Genomic DNA, 21,626 nt, shown 5'->3' with positions numbered 1-21,626 from the left:
CCATTTCAGAGACCGGGGCGTGTTATGCTAAAAAGAAAAAGAAAGGTCGTCGTTACTTGTGTCACGTCGTTTTGCTCTTATCTTATCGATCGTCTTCATTTCCGGATTCACGCAAGGTCTGTTGATTCCACTGTTATCCATTTTACTTGAACGTCAAGGAACACCGGCTTTCATCAACGGTCTCAGCGCCGCCGTTCTTTATGTTGGTGTCATCGTCGCTGCTCCTTTAATGGAAGGACCACTGCGACGACGTGGTTATATTCCCGTCATCTCGTTCGGTCTTGCTCTAGTTGCTGTCGCTGTATTCTTATTCCCACTCCTTCCAAGCGTCATTGCTTGGATGATTTTACGTTTCCTCGTTGGGTTTGGTGATCAAACGTTACATTATGGATCACAAGTGTGGGTCACGTCCATTACCCCAAATGAACGGTTAGGACGAACGATGTCACTATACGGGATGGCATTCGGTCTCGGTTTCGCTCTCGGACCTCTCGCTGCACCACTCGTTGACGTCATTGATTGGCTACCTTTTGTCTTAACTGGAACATTGGCTGTCATTGTCCTGATTTTGTTATCACGTATGCCGAATGAAAAACCATCGTCCGTCATGCCCGAGGAATTGCAAAGTGCAGCCTCACGCTATCGACTTGTCTTATCGACGGCTTGGTTCACGCTACTCCCTGGCTTTACATACGGTTTTCTCGAAGCTACACTCAATGCTAGTTTTCCTGTGTTTGCCACGCGTAATGGATATGGATTATCAGAGACGAGTACCTTGATTACGACGTTTGTCGTCAGCTCATTAATCATGCAGTTACCACTTGGACGGCTCGCTGACCACTTCGGGAAACGTCGGACATTAGTGACCGTACTCTCGATTGGATCCGTCGCTTTTCTCATTGCTTGCTTCGCCTTCGAACGATACGGTTGGCTGTTTGCAATCTTTGCAATTAGCGGGATGGCGCTCGGCTCGACGTATTCGCTTGGCGTCGCCTATATGACGGAACAATTACCACGTCATCTCCTACCGACCGGTAATTTACTTGCCGGAATCGCTTTTAGTCTCGGTTCGATTCTCGGACCGATTGCTGGCAGCCTGTTCGTGCTGCTACCAGCTATGCTGTATTTTAGTTTATTCGTTCTTGTCCTTACGACACTTGCGTTTCTCTTACGATATGCAAAACGTCACGAGACACCTCGAATCTAAAAAGGATCTTGCGCTACTGATGCGCAAGATCCTTTTTTTATTTCACGATTCCTTCTTGCCGAAAACTCCGCCAGAGCTTATCGTCGATCGCATATGGTTGTTCCTTTGCACGCTTTAACTCTTCTGTCTCAAGCAATACGACGACCTCTCGACCGTTGATTGACCACACTGAATCGTAACCTCTCTCCGCTTCAATGATTTCCACATCCACATCTCCATGGGTTTCCTTCAATTGCTGACTGACGCACGTCACGACGAACCGGGCAAACTCATCACGTGGACGACGAGTGGCAATGATCTTTCGAACGATCTCATTCCGTTCCATCCGTTTTCATCTCCTTCCGTTTTATAGTCGCACTAGCCTTTCAGACAAGGCCGAATCGGTCTTTAGATGACCGTACAGAAAAAAGCCGAACGGGTCGGCTTAAGCAACGAACGATTGGGAGTTACTTTAATTGAAACTATTTTTGCACGATTCTGAATCTTCGTCAACCTCGCTTTTGAAACCAGACAGGCAAGTACGTCGAAACTAGAATACCACCTACGACGAACAAGAGACCGAACAACGCTTGCGGTGGAATCGTCTCGCCAAGAATCAAGGCAGATAAACTGACTCCATAGATCGGTACGAAGAACATAAATAACGACACCTTACTGACAGGATTATATTTCATCAGTAAATTCCATAGCGTAAATCCAGTCGCCGATAAAAAGGCGAGATATACGAGCATCCACGCACTTGTCGTTGAAAATGCGAACGGTGCAACGCGACCGTCGAGTATGACGCCCGCAATGAAGAGACCAATTGATCCAATGACCATCGCCCATCCTGTCATCGGCGCAACCGGATAACGTGCCGAGTATTCTTTTGCGATCAAATTACCGAATGCTCCGGAAATCATTGCTGCAATCAACAATCCTTCTCCAAGACCAAACGAGACACCTTGTCCACCTTGCGGCCAGTTTGCCAAAATGACACCTGTAAATCCGAGGAATAGAGCGATTCCTTTAAATCGATTCAGTCGATCGTCTTCATATCGAAAATGAGCCAGTAACATCTGGAAGAACGAAGTCGATCCCGCAATGATTGATCCTTGCACGCCGGTTGATAAAGATAAACCGATATAAAAGAAGACATACTGCAAGAATGTCAAAAAGAAGCCGAGTCGGCTATAGGCATAGGTCCGCTCCTTCAGCGTAATCGTCTGCTTGAAGACGAAGACACTGACTAGAAGTAACAGCACTCCGGCTAAAAAGAAACGATAGCTCGCAAACAGTAGTTGCTCTCCGTATTCCGAAGACGTGATTTGTAATAATTCATAACTTTTTTTTATGAAGGGAAACGCACTTCCCCACAAAAAAGTCGTCAATAACGCAAAGACGACGAGTCCAATCCGATGGGTTAAAAATTTTTGCATCTTTCTGGTTCCTTTCCTGTTCCTTTTCACTGAAGCATGGTATAGTAATTCTACAGATAATAATAATTATAATCTAGAGACAATGAAACTCATTATCAATCAGTTAAACTCATTGATATATCACATTCTCATTCTCTTTCTATAATGATTTCATTTCTCATTTACATTTTGAAAGGAGTTTTAATATGACGACTTCCACTACTACCGATGTTCAACAGCGTTCCGTATTCCGTCATGCTTGGGATGAGCATCACGAATTGATTCTAGCATTGTTTAGCGGAATATTGATTTTAGTTGCTTACGGACTTGAAAAATTCAATGCGGCGTCTGCCGTTTATGTCACATTGTACTTATCTGCATATGTGATCGGAGGATATGCGAAAGCGAAGGAAGGCTTGACGGAGACGTATCAAGAAAAGACGTTGAATGTTGAACTGCTAATGATTTTAGCAGCCATCGGTGCTGCTGCCATCGGATACTGGATGGAAGGTGCGATCCTGATCTTCATCTTCGCATTATCCGGTGCCCTTGAAACATATACGATGAATAAAAACGAGCGTGCCCTACAAAGTTTGATGTCTTTACAACCAGAAGAAGCGACACGCCTGAACGCAAACGGACAACTCGAAGTCGTCGGAATCGAACAATTAGCAATCGGTAACCTCGTCTATGTCCGTCCCGGTGAACGAATCCCGGTTGATGGTGTCATCATTCGTGGTCAGGCGGCGATTGAAGAAGCGTCGATTACTGGTGAATCAATCCCCGTTGAAAAACAGACCGGTGATACTGTCTATAACTCGACCGTTAATATGAATGGTGTCTTGACGATCGAGATGACGAAAGCTGCAGATGAATCCTTGTTCCAAAAGATCATTCATATGGTTCAAAACGCACAAAGCGAGCAATCTCCATCTGCTCAGTTCATCGAACGGTTTGAAAGCCGGTATGTCAAAATCGTATTGCTTGTCGTCGCACTTATGATGGTCCTTCCTCCTTACATCGTTGGTTGGACGTTTGAGACAAGTATTTACCGCGCGATGATTCTACTTGTTGTCGCCTCTCCGTGTGCCCTGGTTGCATCGATTACACCTGCTGCTTTGTCTGCAATTGCCGCCTCTGCGAAAAATGGTGTTCTCTTTAAAGGAGGCGCACACATTGAAACGCTCGGACAAGTCGACACGATCGTCTTCGATAAAACAGGTACTCTGACGACAGGTAAACCAGTCGTTACAGAAAGTCGTTACGCGGACGGATTGGATGTTCAAGCTGTTCAACAAGCCGTCGCTTCGATTGAATCGCAGTCGAATCACCCACTCGCACAAGCGATCGTCGACCACTTAAAAGCTGATGTTCGTGAGCCGTCAACGTTTAAAGACGTGACAGGATACGGAATTGAGGCAACCGTCAATGGTGTCACGTATCGCATCGGTAAACGGGCATTCCATGATGGTCTAGACGATCCATTCGTCGCGATTGAACAATCACTTAAAGAACAAGGACATACAATCGTTTATGTCAGTAATGGATCGCAAATCGTAGCACTTTATGCACTACGTGATACGATTCGTCCGGAAGCCAAAACAGCGATTGCTGCTTTGAATGATCTCGGAATCGCAACGATCATGTTGACAGGCGATAATCCGGTCACAGCAGCCGCTATTTCGCGGGAAGCGGGATTAACGGATTTCGTCGCTGAATGTCTACCTGAAGATAAAGTCCGGTATATCAAGCAATACCAAACAGAAGGTCGGACCGTTGCGATGGTCGGTGACGGTATTAACGATGCCCCAGCGCTTGCACTAGCGCATGTCGGAATCGCTATGGGTGAAGGAACAGATGCAGCGCTTGAGACCGCTGACGTCGTTTTGATGAAAAACGATTTAGGTCGCCTTGCCTATGCCGTGCATAAAGCACGAAAGATGAACCGAATCGTCAAACAAAACATCACGCTTGCGATCGGTGTCATTCTCCTATTGATCGCATCGAACTTGTCACAGTTCTTGATTATGCCGTTCGCTGTCGTCGGACACGAAGGATCGACGATTCTTGTCATCTTAAATGGTTTACGCCTCCTCCAACAGGACGCTTTACCACGCCTTACACCACGTCCTTCTGAAAAACAATTAGCTGCTTAATCATCAAAAAACGTCTGACTGCCGCGTGGCAGTCAGACGTTTTTCGTATCTTCATCCGAACGTATTCGTCGGAATTGCATCGAGTTCCGCCTGTTCCTTCAAGCGCTTCTCTTCCATCTTCTTCGGATCCGCTTTTTTCATGAATCGTTCCCATGATGCGTTCAATTCAGAACCGAGTAAAATGATCAAACCAGTGAAGTAGAGCCAAAGTAACAAGATGACGACACTACCGAGCGAACCGTACGTTTGATTGTAATTGGAGAAGTTTGAGACGTAGAAACCAAATCCAACCGATAACAATTGCCAGACGATGACACCGAATACAGCTCCTGGAATCGCTTCTTTAAACGTAATCGGACGCTTTGGTGCGACGCGGTAAAAGATTGACAGAATACCAATTAATAGAACCGTCGACACGACGTACCGCAAGACCGTCAACAAGACTTTTTGCCCCATATCGATCGGGAGGACGAAATTCGCAAGGTAAGTAATAATCGGACCACCGAGAACATTCAAGACGATCAACAATAACATCCCGATTCCGAGCACGATCGTCAGTAACAAGGCAATCCCTCGTGCTGCGACAAAACCACGGGGTGAGAAGTCACCATACGCATGGTTTGCTGTCGTAATCAAACGATCGACCCCTTTTGAAGCCGACCAGACAGCAAGAATCGCACCGATTGATAACAGTCCACCTTGTGGTTCCTTGATGGCTTGGAAAATCGTATCTGTAAACGTATTGACGGCTCCGCCTGGCGCTAGGTCTCGAATTTGTGACTCGAGCGTCTGCCGATCGATATCAAAGAACGATAAGACGGAAATGACGAAAATGATACCTGGGAAAATGGATAAAAACCAGTAATAAGCGAGCGTCCCTGCATAATCCGTGATGTTATGATCGGACATTCGCTGCTTTAAGTTCAGGGCAAGCCCTTTTGGGTCGCGTGAATGCGCCATCGTCATCTCTCCTTCATGAAAAAGAGGCAGTCAACGACCACCTCATTGTTTTAATATACTTTTCCCATTTTATTTCAACTAAAACCTCATTCGTTCTCAGAAAGGATTAATTCATAGAACGGTTCTGTCATTTCTGCCAACTGTTTCGCAAGTGACGGCGGACGAATCGGCAATGAAGGTAACTCCGAACGTTTAATCCAAACTGGCGTATAACCCGATCCTTCTTCTTCGAATTCTTCACCTGTTCCCGTTCCAAAACGACCACCAATTGTTTTTGCCCAAAAATAAGGGTTATCGAATCCGTTAAAACGGACGATAGCGGCGACGCCGGTCAACTCCACGTCGATACCAAGTTCTTCATGTGCTTCACGAATCGCTGTCTCTTCTAACGATTCCCCATCATCTTTCCCACCGCCTGGAAAGACATAATACGTTTCGTTCGGTTTATCCCTACGGATTAACGCAATTTCATCCTGTTCGTTTCGTAAAATGATCGCACTTCGTTGAATCGGCATGACGCCACCCCCTCTTCAAATTCTACTTATTGAATCGCATCCAGCATTTCAGGAACAAGTCCATTCTCTGTCGAAGCGATGACTTCTGCTGCTACCCTCATGCCAAGCTTCAGTGCCTCTTCTGCCGACTTTTCTTGTGTCAGTTCAGACAAGACAGCGGAGAAGAAGGAATCGCCTGCTCCAGTCGAATCGACGACTTTTACTTTTTTCGTTCCGACGTGACCTGATGTCGCCGTGCGACGATCGACATAGACCGCACCGAGTTCGCTCATCGTGACGACCGTGAACGGAGCGCCTTTTTTTGCTAACTCGTTTGCTACATGAATCGCATCTTCTACCGTCACGATCGATAGATCAGACAAAATTTCTGCTTCTTCTCGACTACAAATGAATCCAGTGAATCCTTGTAACAGGTGACGATTTCGTTCGATGACGCTCAAGTGACCGCAAACACCAAACAATGGTAACTCCATTTTACGACATAAATGAATCAAGCGTTCGAGCACAGTAACAGACAAATCAAGATCGATTGCCACGGCATCGACTCCATCAAGTGCATAGATCGATTGACGTAAGATCGCTTCTTCGAGCAGTTTGGCATCTGGCTGTTTCGAGATTGAGGTTTGCAAATCACCTTCGTTATCCATGACAGCTAGCCACATACCCATTCCATGATCTTCTAACATTTCGACATGATCCACATTCGCACCGTAAGATTTCAACTCATCGAGCACTCCTACGCCAATCTGGTCATTCGTAACCGTCGAGATAAAGCGAACTTCATTCCCGAGGACGGCTAGGTTTTGTGCTACGTTGCGTCCTGTTCCTCCATTCGAAAACGTGATGTCTCCTACGTTTTTCGCATCCTTGTGTAAGGGAGCGAACGAAGTTCCTTTTATGTCGACGAATACTTTTCCGATTACCGCGATTTTATTCATTCCAGTTCCACCTCTAACCATATTTCCTGATTTCCGACCTTGAATTGATCTTTCAGGCACATTGCTTCAATTATAGTAAAATTTTAAATCAGTGACAACCGAAGCACTTTTTTTCTAACTGTTCTCTCTTCGCATGAAAAAGCAGCAAGCGAATCGCCTGCTGCTTTAGTTGAATTCAAATATTCGCGATGACGAGACTAATTGCGAGTAAGAGTCCAAAAATCGTGTTTACCTTACCAGTCTGTGCCATTCCAGGCATTAGCTTTTCCGGTGGTAGGTCTTCCCAGAAGAGACGAACGGCTTTAATCATGAGTGGAATACTTAACAATGCAAGTAGTGCAAACCACGAGACCTCGAATGCAAGTACAGCAATGACAAGAGAGAGAACTGCGGCTGCAAAAAATCCAATCAATACGTATACAGCACGGCGATGTCCAACGAGACAAGCAATTGTTTTACGTCCATTGACTTTATCGTTATCCAAGTCACGAATATTGTTCGCAAGCAGAATCGAGCCGATCAAGATAGCAACAGGTACTGAAATTGCAACGGCTTCTGTCGGTACATAGCCGATTTGCAAGTACGCAGAAATCGCAATGATAATGTAACCCATGAAAAAGCCGGCAACGACTTCTCCGAACGGCGTATAGGCAATCGGGAGTGGTCCCCCCGTATAGATATATCCGACGAACATCGAGATGAGTCCTACGACAAGCAACCACCACGATGTCTCGATACACAGATACACACCGAGCACTGCTGAGATGCCATATAACGTCAGTGCGAACGCTAAAATCGTACCCGGCTTGAATCCGTCACGAACGATCGATCCACCAATTCCGACCGATTCCTCCGTATCTAAACCACGTTTGTAATCGTAGTATTCATTGAACAGATTCGTTGCGATTTGAATCAGCATCGATGCGATCAACATCGCCACGAACAAATCCAAGCGTAACGATTCCACGCGTGGTGCGACAACTGCCGTACCGACGACGACCGGAACAAAACTTGCCGTTAAGGTATGCGGTCGTGTCATTCGCCAATAGACAGCGATTGATTTATTCATATAATAACCCCTTTCCTGTCTAAGTGTATCGGGTTTCGTTTTTTGCTGTCAATGTTCAATCCGAGATAGCTTATTCCTTCTTTTTTGTCCGTAAAAAGTTTACACTTATATTAAGTGAAACATATCACAGTATCTACAGACTAGGGGGCAATGAGCGGTATGGCTTACGCTCAACAAGAGCTAAAACAGTGTATCGAACAGGCCGTCAGTCAGGCAAACGCCTCACAACGACCTATACTCGCTTCGTATTCATGGGAAATCGAAGCAACTGACATGCGTTCCCTCGAACAGGGTATCGAGGAACGATTTTATTTCGCGACACCTGATCGCTCGATGCGGGCCATCGGGTTTGGCATCGTACAACAACTTCAGGCTTCAGGAACGGATCGTTTTTTACGAATTCAATCACAATGGGCAAACTTAAATCGCGATCACGTCGGTCATGATTTGTTTGCGTTTAGTGGATTTTCTTTTGCTGAACTCAAGCAACCAGACTATCGCTGGTCTTCATTCGGAGATGCCTCGATGACGATTCCGAAGTTTTTATTTTTAGAGCAGGACGGACAGACACGCGTGACGATTTTTGCTCGTGTCGAACCGATGGATCAAGTCGATTCAATATTAAATCAACTCGCACTCGATTTCGCCAAAGTGAATCAACCGCAAGCACTGACTTCGTCAGGCGTCACGCGTCTACGGCTGTCACGAGATGGAAATGAGGCGTTTGAAGCATCATTCCACCAAGCCATGCATTACTTGGAGACAACACTTGAAAAAATCGTTTTGGCACGGGAAGTCGTCTATGAACTGGATCGCCCACTCGACGTAGCCGCTGTCGTCGCTGAACTAGAAGACACGCAGCCTGGTAGTTACGTCTTCTGTTTCCAACCGAATCCAGAAGAAGCCTTCATCGGTGCGACACCGGAACGACTCGTTCAAAAACGCGGACGTCGCCTTGAGACGGCAGCAGTGGCTGGTTCCGCACCACGCCACGAGATCGATGAGATGGACGAAGCACTTGGTCAGTCACTCTTACAAGACCAAAAGAATCGGATGGAGCACGGTATCGTTGCAGATTCGATTGAACGGACGTTATCTGTATTTTCGGAGGAGCTAGATTGTCCGGACACACCGATTCTCTTAAAGAATCGCCATATCCAACATCTTTATACACCAATCACAGCACGTCTAAAAGCAGACGTGACGTTGTTTCAATTGATTGAAAAACTGCACCCGACACCTGCGCTTGGTGGTGAACCCAAACAGTTGGCGGTCGATGCCATCCAAGAAATCGAGACGTTCGAACGGGGTTGGTACGGTTCACCCGTCGGTTGGATGAATGGACAGGATGACGGGGAATTCATCGTTGCCATCCGCTCCGGACTGTTTACGGAACGGGCAGTCATTCTTTATGCTGGTTGCGGTCTTGTTGAAGGTTCTCATCTCGATAGTGAGCTGGCGGAGACGGAAACTAAACTATCACCGATGTTACAAGCACTGTCACATGTCGGTTCGATTGAAAAGGATGATATTTATGTTGACTAAGTGGATGCATACGTTAATCGATACGCTCGTCGCTTCTGGTGTCCGGGACTTCGTCATCAGTCCCGGTTCCCGGTCGACACCACTGGCTATTGCTGCATTCCTGCATCCGTCTAGCCGTACCCACGTCCTTGTTGACGAACGGTCGGCTAGTTTTTTTGCATTAGGTTTGACGCGGACGGAAGATCACGTTCGTCCTGTTGCCTTAATTTGTACAAGTGGTACCGCTGCGACAAACTATTATTCGGCAGTGACCGAAGCCAATATTTTCGAACTTCCACTAATCGTCTTGACGGCCGATCGACCACATGAGTTACGTAATGTCGGTGCCCCACAAGCGATTGATCAAGTCGGATTGTACGGAAAACAAGTCCGACATGCGTTTGATCTACCTTTAGCGGAAGAAGCGAGTCTTCCTTATGTCGCTCATGTCGCACAACGGGCAGCCTTACTCTCCCTGACGGAACCAGCAGGACCGGTTCAAATCAACGTCCCGTTACGAGAACCACTTGTTCCGGAACTCGATCTCTTACGAACAGGTCGTCCTGTCGGCGAATTACCTGCCCCGACACCGGGAGTAAATAACGCTTTAACGGTTGCGCTTCAAGAAGAGCGTCTTCTTTTTGTGCTTGGACCTCAACTCACTGCGACGGACAGTCAGGTTGTCATTTCATATGCGAAACAAGCAGGTATTCCGGTCTTAGCAGATCCACTCAGTCAAGGACGGCAATCGCAGGAAAATCATGTTTTTGCCTATTATGATACATGGCTAAAACATCCGGCTACTGCTCAGCACGTCCGACCGGATCGCATCATTCGTTTTGGTGCCATGCCAACGTCAAAACCTTACCTGCTCTGGTCTCGAGATATCCCGACGACGGTCGTTGGTCACCCAGGCAATTGGCGCGATCCACAGCTTCATTCGGATTTCGTGATTGGTCATGCGCGACAACTCGAGCATCAGGAACTCATTTTGCATGACCCTACGTATCTCAATCTGTTACAACAGGCCGAGCGACAAGTCGCGAATGCCTTTACGACGATTAATCAAGAAGAGATGACGGAATATAACGTCGTTCGTGCCTTGACGACGTTACAGGAAGGAAGTCTCTTCGTTTCAAACAGCATGCCGATTCGAGACGTCGACACGTTCCTGCCGACAGGAACACCCCTTCGCCTGCTCGCGAACCGTGGAGCAAATGGGATTGACGGGATTCTCTCGAGTGCTCTCGGAGCAACGTTTGATGCCAAACGCCGCTATTTACTCGTTGGCGACTTGGCATTCATTCACGATATCAACGGGCTAATGACAGCACGCACGCTTCCGTTAACGATTATTCTCGTCAACAATGCGGGTGGTGGCATCTTTAGCTTTTTACCGCAACAGCAACTCGAGCAAGAGGTGTTCGAGCCGCTCTTTGGTACACCACAACATCTTGACTTCGCTTCCCTCGCTTCTGGGTATGGCGTGACCTATCAGGCGATTGATTCAATTGCTGCGTTACGTCAAGCGCTTGCGGAAGAGACCAACGTGACACGGATTCTTGAAGTCAAGACGACACGAATCGAGAACGTACAGATGCATCGTGCGATTTGGGACGTGACGAATCCAACGTTGACCGAGGTGTTCCGATGATTTTACGGGGGCATCTCTATCATGTGAAAATTGAGGGTTCTGGTCCGCCACTCCTATTGCTCCATGGTTTTACAGGATCCCTCTCGACGTGGGATATACTAAGTGAGCATTTATCCACTCACTTCACTGTCTACCGTCTTGATTTAATGGGACACGGAAAGACGGCACCAGCGTCCGATCAACGAATGCGTTTGACGCAACAAGTCAAGGATCTCGAGACGCTGCTCGCTACGCGATCCGAGCAATGGGTCGTCCTCGGTTATTCGATGGGTGGACGAATTGCTTTAATGCTGAGTGTCGTCTCGGAGCGAGTCGCTCGAACGATCGGCGTCAGTACAACACCAGGAATTAAGACGGCATCTGAACGAAAAGCACGTCGGGCATCCGATCGAGTATTAGCTGATCGTCTTGAAAAAGATGGACTTGAAGCTTTTATCGATTACTGGGAGACACTTGGACTGTTTAAACCACAAGCCCTTCTCCCGGAACCTCAACGTCAGCTTCTGCGTCAGGAACGCATGTCACAAACGATTAAAGGTCTAAGCGCCTCGCTTCGTTCACAAGGTACGGGAAGTATGCCTTCGCTTTGGTCATGCCTTCCGCAAGAGATTGATTGGATTGTCGGGGAAGAGGATGAAAAATTCCGAACGATAGCTTCGCATGCCGCATCATCTGAAAAAATTCACGTGATTTCGCATGCTTCGCACGCCCCACATATCGACCAACCGCAAAAGTTTGTTACAATGGTAGAGAATCTACTTATTCATCACTAACATATTGGGGGAATTCAAATGAAATACGCTCCGGAATGGGTATCAGCCCGTAGCTATGAAGACATCAAATATGAACAATGGAACGGCATCGCGAAAATCACGATCAACCGTCCAGAAGTTCGCAACGCGTTCCGACCACACACGGTCCACGAACTCATCGACGCATTTTCACGCGCACGTGACGATCAAAACGTTGGCGTCATCATCTTAACAGGTGAAGGCGATCTCGCATTCTGTTCTGGTGGAGACCAAAAGGTACGTGGACATGGTGGATATGTCGGCGACGACGAAATTCCACGCTTGAACGTCCTTGATCTTCAACGTTTGATTCGTGTCATCCCGAAACCAGTCATCGCAATGGTTGCAGGTTATGCAATCGGCGGCGGACACGTCCTTCACCTCGTGTGTGACTTGACGATCGCTGCAGACAACGCCCGCTTCGGGCAAACAGGTCCAAAAGTCGGTTCATTCGATGCTGGATATGGCTCTGGTTACCTCGCACGCGTCGTTGGACACAAGAAAGCGCGTGAAATCTGGTACCTCTGCCGTCAATATGACGCGCAGCAAGCACTCGATATGGGACTCGTCAACACGGTCGTTCCACTTGCAGATCTCGAGCAAGAAACGATTCAATGGTGTGCTGAAATTCTTCAACATTCACCAACTGCTCTTCGTTTCCTCAAAGCGGCATTCAATGCTGATTCAGACGGTCTTGCAGGGATCCAGCAACTCGCAGGAGATGCAACATTGCTGTACTATACAACAGACGAAGCAAAAGAAGGACGCGATGCGTTCAAAGAAAAACGCAATCCTGACTTCGGACAGTTTCCACGTTTCCCATAATGAAAAGAAGGTTCAATCGTCTTATGACGTTGAACCTTTTTCGTATATTCATCACAAAGGAAGTGATTATTTTGTATCCTTGGATCTATACACGGGCAAAAGAACAACCAGATGATCTTGCGCTCATTACGGAGACCGAGCGCTGGTCGTGGTCCGAACTCTATGCCCGCGCGCATCGCTTAGCGAGTACTTGGGCGACAATCGTAACACGCGGAGATCGGATCGCCCTTTATGGTCCCTCGAGTGCGCGTTACATCGTCGCACTTCACGCGGCTCAATTGCTCGAATTGACCGTCGTCCCAATCAATACGCGTTTGACGCAGACAGAAGTTCTACGCCAATTCGAACAAGCAGATGTACGACTCGTCGTGACGGACCGGGCACTCGATACAGCGATTCCGTGTCGCTCTTTTTCCTATGAAAAGGAAGCCCCCGACCTATTAATACGCCATATGCCCAAGCAATACGTCCAATCCATGCTCTTTACGAGTGGTACGACCGGACATCCAAAAGCGGTCGAACAAACGATGTTGAATCATTTCTCGAGTGCGACGAATGCTGCGCGTCACATTGGATCACTTCCGGAAGATCGTTTTTTGATCGTCACACCGCTGTTCCATATGAGCGGGCTAGCCGTTGTCTATCGAGCAGTTATCTACGGGGTACCAATCATTCTTGAGCCACATTTTTCACCAGAACGTGCTTTACACTGGATTACGACGGAACGGGTCACACATGTCTCACTCGTCTCCATCATGCTTGACCGATTGCTCGAAGCTGGACTTCGTCGGCATTCACTCCGCGTCGTATTAACCGGAGGCGGACCTGTCCCTTTACCAATTCTGACGCGAGCCCTAGATCGAAATATCCCTGTCATGCAGACGTATGGTATGACGGAAACGGCTTCTCAAATCGCAACTCTCTTGCCTGAGGATGCCTTGCGAAAAATCGGATCGGCCGGACAAGCCATTCATCCGACACAAATTCGTATTACGCGTCATCAAGAAATCGAAGTCAAAGGACCAACGATCATGAAAGGCTATTTTCATGATGAAGAGAAAACGGTAAATGCCTTTACGGCAGACGGATTTTTCAAGACTGGTGACTTAGGTCGTCTCGACGCCGATGGATACCTCTATGTGCTCGATCGTCGCAGTGATCTCATCATCTCAGGTGGTGAGAATATCTATCCGGCTGAGGTCGAATCAGCGCTCCTCTCAATCAATGGTATTCAAGAAGCAGGTGTCGTCGGACGGTTTGACGCAACATGGGGACAGGTGCCGGTCGCCTTCATCGTCAGTAGTCTTGACGAGACAACCGTCCGAACCGAGATCAGTCAATTGCTCGCTAAATATAAATGTCCGGTCGATTACATTTATCACAGCGCTTTACCACGCAATGCGAACGGTAAGTTGCTTCGTAAGCAACTGAAAGAGTCGTTATGAGTATCACGCTACGTTCCGCTGAATTGTTTGATGTTCCACTCGTCTTTCGTCGTCCGATGCAAACCGCCCTCTCAACATTGACGGTTCGCCGCACGACGATTCTACGCCTAACCGATTCAGAAGGACGAATTGGTTACGGGGAAGGTGTCGCGTTCGATACACCATGGTATACATCTGAAACACAACATTCCCTCCAAGGAATCGCACAGTTACTTTATGAGTTGCTCGAACCACCACTCCATCATCCAGCTGACGTCACGGATCGCTTCCGTATCGTGCAAGGTAACCCGATGGCAAAGGCGATGTTCGAAGGGGCAGTCTATGAGTTATTTGCAGCAGCTGCCGGGCAATCGCTTGCTACGTACCTCGGAGGTGACGAGTCAGCCCTCGTTCCTTGTGGGAAAGCACTCGGACGGGCATCAGCAAAACAAACGATCGAGGCTGTCGGTCAAGCCGTTGCCTCCGGATATGGACGGATCAAGCTGAAGCTCGCCCCGACAGACACGGCAGTGCTCGAACAGGTTCGCTCTGCTTTTCCTGATGCGCCTTTAATGTTTGATGCAAATGGCAGCTTCACTGAGGCAGACTTCCCTCTCTTACAACACTGGGATTCATTCGGTTTAGTGATGATGGAACAACCGCTCGCAGCATCTGATTGGTCCGGACATCAACGTCTCGCAACACTTTTGAAGACACCGATTTGTCTTGATGAATCCATCGTTGCTCCAGCAGATGCTGATTTGATGAAGATGACGCAGGCTGGTCAGATTTTAAACATCAAACCGGCACGTGTCGGTGGACTAACGAATGCTTTATCGCTTCGAACGAAGGCTCCCTACTGGCTCGGTGGGATGTTTGAGAGCGGCATCGGACGTCGTCAAACACTTGCCTTCGCGACACTTCCCGGTCTCGCTTATCCGATTGATATGGCAAGTACTGCTGATTATTTTGAAGAAGATTTGCTCGAGATCCCTTACCATGTTGAACATGGACACATTCGCTATACAGCCTCGGCTGTATCTGAAACACAGTTAACCAAACTGGCAACGTCCCAGATTTTTTTGTAAAAAAGAATTCACAGCGAAGAAGAGGCAACGGATCGGTGTCCATTGCCTCTTCTCGTGTTTTACTAAGAGCTTCTCTTAGAAAGATTCTTTTCCTTCAACCTTCGTCAAAATCTCATAACCATCTTTTAAGACGACAACGGTATGTTCGAATTGTGAGACAAGACTCCGGTTTGGTGTGTATAACGTCCAACCATCCCGCTCATCTTCGATACAGAACTCGTCTCCTGTCGAAATGAATGTCTCGACAGCGATGACTTGTCCTTCCTTCAACAGATCGTTCTCTTCACGATTGAAGTAGTTTGAAATCGATTCCGGCTCACCATGAAGTGTCTTCCCAAGACCATGCCCTGCTAAGTTACGAATGACAGTAAAACCACTCTTACGTGTTTCAGCATAAATCGCTTTTCCGATTTGATTGACCTTCGTTCCGGCTTTGACTTTCTCGAGTCCTTTTTCGAGCGCCGTCAAAGATACTTCAACGAGTCGGACATCTTCCGGACGTTTTGCTTCTCCTGCAATGACCGTCTTTCCTGTATCTGAGTAATAGCCATTTTTCACAGCTGAGACATCAACATTGACGATATCTCCTTCTTGAATGACGTATTTACCAGGAATACCGTGTGCCGCGATATCATTGACACTGATACATGTCGCTCCTGGGAAATCGTACATGACGATCGGAGCAGACTCTGCACCCTGTTCTTTCAGGATACGTGCACCGATTTCGTCAAGTTCTTTTGTCGTGATTCCTGGTTTGACAGCGTCTGCCATCTCATCGCGCGCCATGGCGACGATTCGTCCAATTTCTCGTAATGCTTCATAATCATAATCTAACACTTTCATTTCCTCCTCATTCACTCAATCGTTCTTGATATAGATAATCTGCGGAAATATCCGCAAATAAGAACATTCCATTACTGAGCGGCATACTAAATGTCCGCGTTTGTTCACTCGAACTGAAGTCGACGTACCGTTCCGACAAATACCCGCTGTGACGTCGTTCCATCGCTACGGTCGTCCGAATGAAGTAAGGACGGAAACTCCAGTTGTATCCTTTGTAGAAGGAATACAGTCTCCATTCTCCACTCTTTTTACTGACGTTCGAGGATTGTTGGAATCCATTTGCATCCGTAATGTAAAAACGAATGAACTCTGGTTCCATCTTCCGCGCAAGCATCATCAACCATTCATCGAGATCCTGTTCTGATTTTAATGATTGGCAGTATTCGTTAAAACGAACTGTCCAGTCTTGCTCTAGTTGGAACAATCGATTCATTTGTTCACGATCGTATTTATAGAACATCGGAACTTCATGGATCAAAATCTCCATCCCTGGACAAGTCATGACCCAATCAGGTGATGCTTCCCCAAGTAAATTCCCCATATAGTAACGTCCTCCGTGTTGCCACGCATACCGAAGTTGTCCTAAATGACTAATGTTCTTATACAAAAGTGGTGCTCCAAGTTGGTCACAGAGATGCTCCATCGTTTGTAAGAGATGCGGATACGTCGCTGAGACGGTCTTCTTCTCAATCATTGAGGATAAATCGACGATCAACATATCCGGTGACATCGAAAAGACCCGTTCGAGACTCGTTGCTTCGGCACGGTCCAGCGCTACCTTCAGTCCAGAGTTCTGGTAGTAGGCAACGATCCGACCTAGGCGATCAAAGTCATCGACTTGGACATCCGTCAAAGTAACGTACATCCGCTCTTTTGGAAACGACGAGTCGACCGTCCGCAAGACATGCAAGAAATCCTCACCGCCGTTTTCAAACAGCCAGGCTGGACGACAACGGATCAGGATGAATGCTTGTGCATCGGAGGGTACTTTTTGGAATGCTTGACGGACGACATGTCCCATCACTTCGAGTTGATACTCGATCGGAACATCATCTTCCTGAAAAAATGGTTTTAACGGTTCTCCACGAAAATGGGACTGGATTTCATACCCTTCCACCTTAAAAGGGGCAGCGCCTACGATCGGTTGAAACCACGCCTCTATCTCTTCGGGATGAACGATGACATCTAATGCATCCATTCTATTCCCCCCTTGTACTCTTGTTCTATCTTAACAAAAAAAGGGTCTCTCTGTAACGAGAGAGCCCCTGTTTTACGATAACGTCGTATCTTTCCGCAATGCGATATACAAGTACACACCGAATGTCGCCGTCAAATAGATGATACTCAAGACACCATATTGAATTCCGACGGCTCCTCCCTTACCGATGGCGAGCACAAGAAAAATGATGCCGCCAAATAATAAGGTCGCTAACGGAATATAACGAAAATGTCCTTTTGTCGTCCGCTCACAAATCTTTTTCGTTGCGACGATCAGTGCAACGAGACAGACGGATGCTGCTACATAAATGGTATACACGAATGATTCAGCCCTCTCCCTATCGTTCATGGCTCATTTTATCATGACCGCTTAGATAAATCATAAAAAAGAACCGACTTGTCTGTGACAAATCGGTTCGAATCGTTTACTTTTCAAAACGTGGTTTGCGTCCGCCACGGTTACGATCGCTTTCGCTACGGTTGCTACGTCCAGCATAACCGCCTTCACGACGATCTGATGAAGAAGATGGACGACCACCTTCACGACGTTCGCCACCGCTACGTGGGTTGTTTCCACGGTATCCGCCACTGCGGTTGCCGCTTCCACTTCCACCTTTGTTTCCGTAAGGACGACGGTTTCCACCACCGTTGCTACCGAAACGTTTTACGCGGATTGGTTCGATCGAGGAGATTTGGACTGGTGTTGCATCCGGCTCTTTCGTCAATCCTTTAAGTGCTGCTGAAAGAAGTTCCACTGCTTCGTACTCTTCTAAGAGTTCTTGTGCAAGTGTCGTATATTCTTGTGAATTTTTTGCTTCAACGCGTTTGATGAGTTCTTGTGCAGCAAGCTTCAAGTTGCCTTCTAAGATTTCGTCAAGTGTTGGCGCATGACGACGTGACATTTTTTTGTTCGTGACACGTTCGATTGTCTTGATTTGACCGAATTCACGTGGTGTAACGAACGTGACAGCCGATCCTGTTTTACCAGCGCGTCCCGTACGACCGATACGGTGAACGTAGCTTTCTGGATCTTGTGGGACGTCGAAGTTGTAGACGTGCGTGACACCAGAGATGTCAAGACCACGTGCTGCAACGTCTGTTGCGACGAGGATATCGATCGTTCCTTTTTTGAAACGACGGATGACTTGGTCACGTTTTGCTTGTGTTAAGTCACCGTGTAAACCGTCAGCTGTGTATCCACGTTGGATCAAGCCTTCAGTCATCTCATCAACACGTTTTTTCGTACGACCGAAGATGATTGAGAGTTCCGGAGAATCCGTGTCGATCAAACGGCAAAGAACGTCGAATTTTTGGCTTTCTTTTAATTCGATGAATGACTGGTCGATGTTTTCAACTGTCATTTCTTTCGCTTTGACTTTGATGTGTGTCGGAGTCGTCATGAAACGATCTGCGATTTTACGAATTTGTGGTGGCATCGTTGCTGAGAATAAGAGTGTTTGACGCGTTTCAGGAAGTGCACCGAGGATTTTCTCGATATCTTCGACGAATCCCATGTTCAACATCTCATCTGCTTCATCAAGGATGACCGTTTGAACGTGATCGAGGTTCAACGTTTTACGGTTCATGTGGTCCATCAAACGCCCTGGTGTTGCAACGACGATTTGTGGATTTTTGCGAAGTGCGCGGATCTGACGATCGATTTGCTGACCACCGTAAACAGGAAGTGCATGAACACGTTTTACTTCACCGATCCGGTTCAATTCTTCTGCTACTTGGATTGCAAGTTCACGTGTTGGAGCAAGAATCAACGCTTGGATGTGGCGTGATTTCGCGTCAAGACGCTCGATTGTTGGGATACCGAATGCTGCTGTTTTACCTGTACCTGTTTGTGCTTGACCGATTAAGTCAACGCCGCTGAGTCCGACAGGAATAGTTTCCGCCTGGATTGGTGTTGCTTCTTCAAAGCCCATTTTTAGGACACCTTTGATAAGTGCCTCACTAAGATTTAATTCACGAAATGTTGTCAATGCTAAATACTCTCCTTTGTCATATGAAAAGCGTCTGCCACTAAACAGACGCTACCGTAACGAATACAATCGACTACCTATTATAACAGAATCTATCACATAAAGATAGAGTGGTTTCTTTTATAATAATGTTTAGGGAAGTCACCATCATAATCGTTGCCATAAGGGCGAGGGAAAGGCGAAAAGCCCGGACCGTGCGATGAAACGTCATCGCGTGCCCCCACTAGTGATGGGGTATATTCAGTAAATGGTCGCCGGTAATCAAACCAGCCGCAACCACCAAAATGATGAATTCCTTACTATCTATTCGAAACGCAGGCTTACTCGGCTTGATTATTTCGTCAACCGAATACCCGTTTCATTTTTTTCTATTTTTTTATCTTTCAACAGGCGACCGAGCGCTCGTTTGAATGCTGCCTTACTGAGACCGAATACTTCGTCTATCGTCTCGGGAGCTGTCTTATCACCATACGGCATCTGACCATCATGTTCAAGTAGATGGTTCAAAATCAACTCCGCGTCTGTATCAATGGCTTCAAAGGCACGTGGTCGTGCTGAAAGTAATACTGTACCATCTGGTTTTACATTTGTCACTCGTAATTTCAAGACTTCTCCAAGACGCGGCCAACGTTCCATCTCGCGTTCATGCAAGAATCCGATCGACTGATCGTTGACCCAGACATTAACGCCTGGTTCGCGTTGTGAGAAGACGAGACCTTCTACGTCCATGTTATTCCACTCTTCTGGTGCCGGCTTTGCACGTAAGTTGAAGTAAGCATATGGTGCAGGATCTCCGAGTAACCGAAGCTTCTGGTCATGTTTTAGACGAATGAAGAGTTGATCGCCTTCTTCTGGCCAGAACATCCGTCGTTGCGGTAAATCGTCAAGTGAGACGAGTACGTCTTTTTGAATGCCGATATTTGCGAATACTCCTGTGTTATAGCGTGTCCCATTGATCGTCGTCTTGACGTAATCTTCAAATGAAGCTTCTGGAATCGTCATCGATGATGCTAGACGCCCTTCATTGTCTTGATACAAGAAGACTTCTACTTCATCATCAAGAGTTACTTTCTGTGTTTGTTCATTGTTATGCAACAACACATCTTCGTTCCCATCTGTCAAAAACACTCCGAACTCTGCTTCGCGTTCTACTTTTAATGTGACAACCTGTCCTGCGCGTAATCCCATTTCGGGTCATCTCCTCTCTGTGTTTGAATCGATTCAAGTCACCTCGAATCGTTCTGCTGTTCTTTCCCTACCATACTATACTCTTTTTTCGTTCACCTCTGATATCGACCACATAGTGCCAGATGTGACATATTTGTGAACGGAACACATTTGCGTGATTTTTTTGAAAAAAAGATATATGATTAAATAACAGGAAAAAGAAGGTTTAGTTTAGGTAAATATGGGGGATAAAAATGTTTCATAACATTCAATCGCGTTCGTTCGCACGACGCTTCACGAAAACATTGGTTTTTGCATTTTTTGCGTTCCTTGCTACGATTGGAATCGTCTTTGCAGAAGGATCAAACAGTACGGATATGACACCGAAGACACCAGCGCTTCAGCAAATTGATCGCCCTTAAAATCTACACCTTCCGTGTGGATTTTTTTATTTTTTCCGAACATTTACAGGACGATAAAGGAAAATCATGACTTACCTCGAATTGTAATGAACATACCATTATTTTAATTTTCGAGGAGGAAACGGACGTGCTCTTCTACTTATTCACGACGATTGCGGGTCTCATCACTACATATTTAAGCTTTGTCACCGGCTATTACACAAGTTCGATTGGTGTGTTTGTCTTTACGTTAGCGATTTGCCTATCGTTATCATCGATCCGTCAGTTGATTCGCACTTCCTATCTCACTTATATTGAATATATCCAACACCGTCGTGTCAAAAAACAGTACGAACGGATGAAAAAACGCGAACTTTCTTATCAAGTCTCGTATCCTCATCAAGATTCCAGCACACCACTTGCATTCTCCGCGACAGACCAGCATGATAAGTAAAGAACAC

20 protein-coding genes and 1 pseudogene are annotated in these 21,626 nt (G+C 46.8%); 10 read left to right on the top strand and 11 right to left on the bottom strand.

Annotated features, from left to right (window positions below):
- Positions 1-55: 55 nt before the first annotated feature.
- Positions 56-1,207 (top strand): annotated as a pseudogene (locus K6T22_RS03495) (MFS transporter); the annotation flags it as partial.
- 37 nt (positions 1,208-1,244) lie between these two features.
- On the opposite strand, the gene K6T22_RS03490 reads toward K6T22_RS03495, so the two are convergent.
- Both K6T22_RS03490 and K6T22_RS03485 read right to left on the bottom strand, forming a co-directional pair.
- On the bottom strand, positions 1,245-1,532 hold the full coding sequence (locus K6T22_RS03490) for a hypothetical protein (RefSeq protein ID WP_023467290.1): 288 nt from the start codon (positions 1,530-1,532) through the stop codon (positions 1,245-1,247).
- 163 nt (positions 1,533-1,695) lie between these two features.
- Positions 1,696-2,625 carry a DMT family transporter gene (locus K6T22_RS03485; protein WP_238238946.1) on the bottom strand — a complete coding sequence of 310 codons (930 nt, stop codon included), beginning with the start codon at positions 2,623-2,625 and terminating at the stop codon, positions 1,696-1,698.
- A 185-nt stretch (positions 2,626-2,810) separates the two neighbouring features.
- Here K6T22_RS03485 and K6T22_RS03480 point away from each other — a divergent pair, with 185 nt between their 5' ends.
- Positions 2,811-4,760, top strand: coding sequence for a heavy metal translocating P-type ATPase (locus K6T22_RS03480; protein ID WP_238238945.1), 1,950 nt, complete (start codon positions 2,811-2,813; stop codon positions 4,758-4,760).
- A 51-nt stretch (positions 4,761-4,811) separates the two neighbouring features.
- Here the strand turns inward: K6T22_RS03480 and K6T22_RS03475 are convergent, their stop codons facing one another.
- From K6T22_RS03475 to K6T22_RS03460, 4 genes are all read right to left on the bottom strand, one after another.
- Positions 4,812-5,720, bottom strand: coding sequence for a YihY/virulence factor BrkB family protein (locus tag K6T22_RS03475; protein WP_238238944.1), 909 nt, complete (start codon positions 5,718-5,720; stop codon positions 4,812-4,814).
- Positions 5,721-5,806: 86 nt separating this feature from the next.
- Complete coding sequence (locus K6T22_RS03470) at positions 5,807-6,235, bottom strand: NUDIX hydrolase (RefSeq protein WP_238238943.1); 429 nt, start codon at positions 6,233-6,235, stop codon at positions 5,807-5,809.
- 26 nt (positions 6,236-6,261) lie between these two features.
- Positions 6,262-7,173, bottom strand: coding sequence for a guanosine-inosine kinase (locus K6T22_RS03465; protein WP_238238942.1), 912 nt, complete (start codon positions 7,171-7,173; stop codon positions 6,262-6,264).
- 175 nt (positions 7,174-7,348) lie between these two features.
- A complete protein-coding gene (locus tag K6T22_RS03460; protein WP_238238940.1) occupies positions 7,349-8,242 on the bottom strand; it encodes a 1,4-dihydroxy-2-naphthoate polyprenyltransferase in 894 nt (297 codons plus the stop codon).
- Between the two features lie 159 nt (positions 8,243-8,401).
- Between K6T22_RS03460 and K6T22_RS03455 the strand changes: the two genes are divergently transcribed.
- The 6 genes from K6T22_RS03455 (at position 8,402) to menC (ending at position 15,548) form a co-directional block, all read left to right on the top strand.
- Positions 8,402-9,787, top strand: coding sequence for an isochorismate synthase (locus K6T22_RS03455; protein WP_238238939.1), 1,386 nt, complete (start codon positions 8,402-8,404; stop codon positions 9,785-9,787).
- Positions 9,777-11,420, top strand: a complete 1,644-nt coding sequence (gene menD / locus K6T22_RS03450; protein WP_238238938.1) for a 2-succinyl-5-enolpyruvyl-6-hydroxy-3-cyclohexene-1-carboxylic-acid synthase — start codon at positions 9,777-9,779, stop codon at positions 11,418-11,420. Before K6T22_RS03455 ends, menD begins: the two co-directional genes overlap by 11 nt.
- Before the next feature lie 23 nt (positions 11,421-11,443).
- Positions 11,444-12,193, top strand: a complete 750-nt coding sequence (menH, locus tag K6T22_RS03445; protein ID WP_238238937.1) for a 2-succinyl-6-hydroxy-2,4-cyclohexadiene-1-carboxylate synthase — start codon at positions 11,444-11,446, stop codon at positions 12,191-12,193.
- An 18-nt stretch (positions 12,194-12,211) separates the two neighbouring features.
- On the top strand, positions 12,212-13,036 hold the full coding sequence (gene menB, locus K6T22_RS03440; RefSeq protein ID WP_023469886.1) for a 1,4-dihydroxy-2-naphthoyl-CoA synthase: 825 nt from the start codon (positions 12,212-12,214) through the stop codon (positions 13,034-13,036).
- Positions 13,037-13,107: 71 nt separating this feature from the next.
- The gene (gene menE / locus K6T22_RS03435; protein ID WP_238238936.1) at positions 13,108-14,481 is read left to right on the top strand and encodes an o-succinylbenzoate--CoA ligase; all 1,374 of its coding nucleotides are present in this window, start codon (positions 13,108-13,110) and stop codon (positions 14,479-14,481) included.
- Positions 14,478-15,548: an o-succinylbenzoate synthase gene (gene menC / locus K6T22_RS03430; protein WP_238238935.1), complete on the top strand. Its 1,071-nt coding sequence runs from the start codon at positions 14,478-14,480 to the stop codon at positions 15,546-15,548. The genes menE and menC overlap by 4 nt, the downstream gene beginning before the upstream one ends.
- A 75-nt stretch (positions 15,549-15,623) precedes the next feature.
- Here menC and map read toward each other — a convergent pair whose 3' ends face one another.
- The 5 genes from map to K6T22_RS03405 form a co-directional block, all read right to left on the bottom strand.
- Positions 15,624-16,385: a type I methionyl aminopeptidase gene (map, locus tag K6T22_RS03425; protein WP_425293145.1), complete on the bottom strand. Its 762-nt coding sequence runs from the start codon at positions 16,383-16,385 to the stop codon at positions 15,624-15,626.
- Between the two features lie 13 nt (positions 16,386-16,398).
- Complete coding sequence (locus K6T22_RS03420) at positions 16,399-17,589, bottom strand: EAL-associated domain-containing protein (protein ID WP_238238934.1); 1,191 nt, start codon at positions 17,587-17,589, stop codon at positions 16,399-16,401.
- 72 nt (positions 17,590-17,661) lie between these two features.
- Positions 17,662-17,928, bottom strand: a complete 267-nt coding sequence (locus tag K6T22_RS03415; RefSeq protein ID WP_023467277.1) for a hypothetical protein — start codon at positions 17,926-17,928, stop codon at positions 17,662-17,664.
- 106 nt (positions 17,929-18,034) lie between these two features.
- Positions 18,035-19,597 (bottom strand): degradosome RNA helicase CshA, encoded by a 1,563-nt coding sequence (locus K6T22_RS03410; protein WP_238238933.1) that lies wholly within the window; start codon positions 19,595-19,597, stop codon positions 18,035-18,037.
- A gap of 333 nt (positions 19,598-19,930) precedes the next feature.
- On the bottom strand, positions 19,931-20,785 hold the full coding sequence (locus K6T22_RS03405; protein ID WP_238238932.1) for a CvfB family protein: 855 nt from the start codon (positions 20,783-20,785) through the stop codon (positions 19,931-19,933).
- A 233-nt stretch (positions 20,786-21,018) separates the two neighbouring features.
- Here K6T22_RS03405 and K6T22_RS03400 point away from each other — a divergent pair, with 233 nt between their 5' ends.
- Together K6T22_RS03400 and K6T22_RS03395 are read left to right on the top strand one after the other, a co-directional pair.
- Positions 21,019-21,186: a hypothetical protein gene (locus K6T22_RS03400; protein WP_023467274.1), complete on the top strand. Its 168-nt coding sequence runs from the start codon at positions 21,019-21,021 to the stop codon at positions 21,184-21,186.
- A gap of 127 nt (positions 21,187-21,313) precedes the next feature.
- Positions 21,314-21,619, top strand: a complete 306-nt coding sequence (locus tag K6T22_RS03395; RefSeq protein WP_238238930.1) for a hypothetical protein — start codon at positions 21,314-21,316, stop codon at positions 21,617-21,619.
- The last annotated feature ends 7 nt before the right edge of the window (positions 21,620-21,626 follow it).

The sequence above is a fragment of the Exiguobacterium acetylicum genome, assembly GCF_022170825.1.
Taxonomy (GTDB): domain Bacteria; phylum Bacillota; class Bacilli; order Exiguobacteriales; family Exiguobacteriaceae; genus Exiguobacterium_A; species Exiguobacterium_A acetylicum_B.
This window is presented reverse-complemented; position numbering and strand designations above follow the sequence as displayed.

What these genes read in the sequence shown, in the direction of transcription:
- K6T22_RS03475 (WP_238238944.1), bottom strand. Translation starts at nt 5,720, where the DNA reads ATGGCGCATTCACGCGACCCAAAAGGGCTTGCCCTGAACTTAAAGCAG.
- K6T22_RS03490 (WP_023467290.1), bottom strand. Translation starts at nt 1,532, where the DNA reads ATGGAACGGAATGAGATCGTTCGAAAGATCATTGCCACTCGTCGTCCA.
- K6T22_RS03465 (WP_238238942.1), bottom strand. Translation starts at nt 7,173, where the DNA reads ATGAATAAAATCGCGGTAATCGGAAAAGTATTCGTCGACATAAAAGGA.
- K6T22_RS03420 (WP_238238934.1), bottom strand. Translation starts at nt 17,589, where the DNA reads ATGGATGCATTAGATGTCATCGTTCATCCCGAAGAGATAGAGGCGTGG.
- menC (WP_238238935.1), top strand. Translation starts at nt 14,478, where the DNA reads ATGAGTATCACGCTACGTTCCGCTGAATTGTTTGATGTTCCACTCGTC.
- K6T22_RS03485 (WP_238238946.1), bottom strand. Translation starts at nt 2,625, where the DNA reads ATGCAAAAATTTTTAACCCATCGGATTGGACTCGTCGTCTTTGCGTTA.
- K6T22_RS03470 (WP_238238943.1), bottom strand. Translation starts at nt 6,235, where the DNA reads ATGCCGATTCAACGAAGTGCGATCATTTTACGAAACGAACAGGATGAA.
- K6T22_RS03480 (WP_238238945.1), top strand. Translation starts at nt 2,811, where the DNA reads ATGACGACTTCCACTACTACCGATGTTCAACAGCGTTCCGTATTCCGT.
- K6T22_RS03405 (WP_238238932.1), bottom strand. Translation starts at nt 20,785, where the DNA reads ATGGGATTACGCGCAGGACAGGTTGTCACATTAAAAGTAGAACGCGAA.
- menB (WP_023469886.1), top strand. Translation starts at nt 12,212, where the DNA reads ATGAAATACGCTCCGGAATGGGTATCAGCCCGTAGCTATGAAGACATC.
- K6T22_RS03455 (WP_238238939.1), top strand. Translation starts at nt 8,402, where the DNA reads ATGGCTTACGCTCAACAAGAGCTAAAACAGTGTATCGAACAGGCCGTC.
- menD (WP_238238938.1), top strand. Translation starts at nt 9,777, where the DNA reads ATGTTGACTAAGTGGATGCATACGTTAATCGATACGCTCGTCGCTTCT.
- K6T22_RS03460 (WP_238238940.1), bottom strand. Translation starts at nt 8,242, where the DNA reads ATGAATAAATCAATCGCTGTCTATTGGCGAATGACACGACCGCATACC.
- K6T22_RS03400 (WP_023467274.1), top strand. Translation starts at nt 21,019, where the DNA reads ATGTTTCATAACATTCAATCGCGTTCGTTCGCACGACGCTTCACGAAA.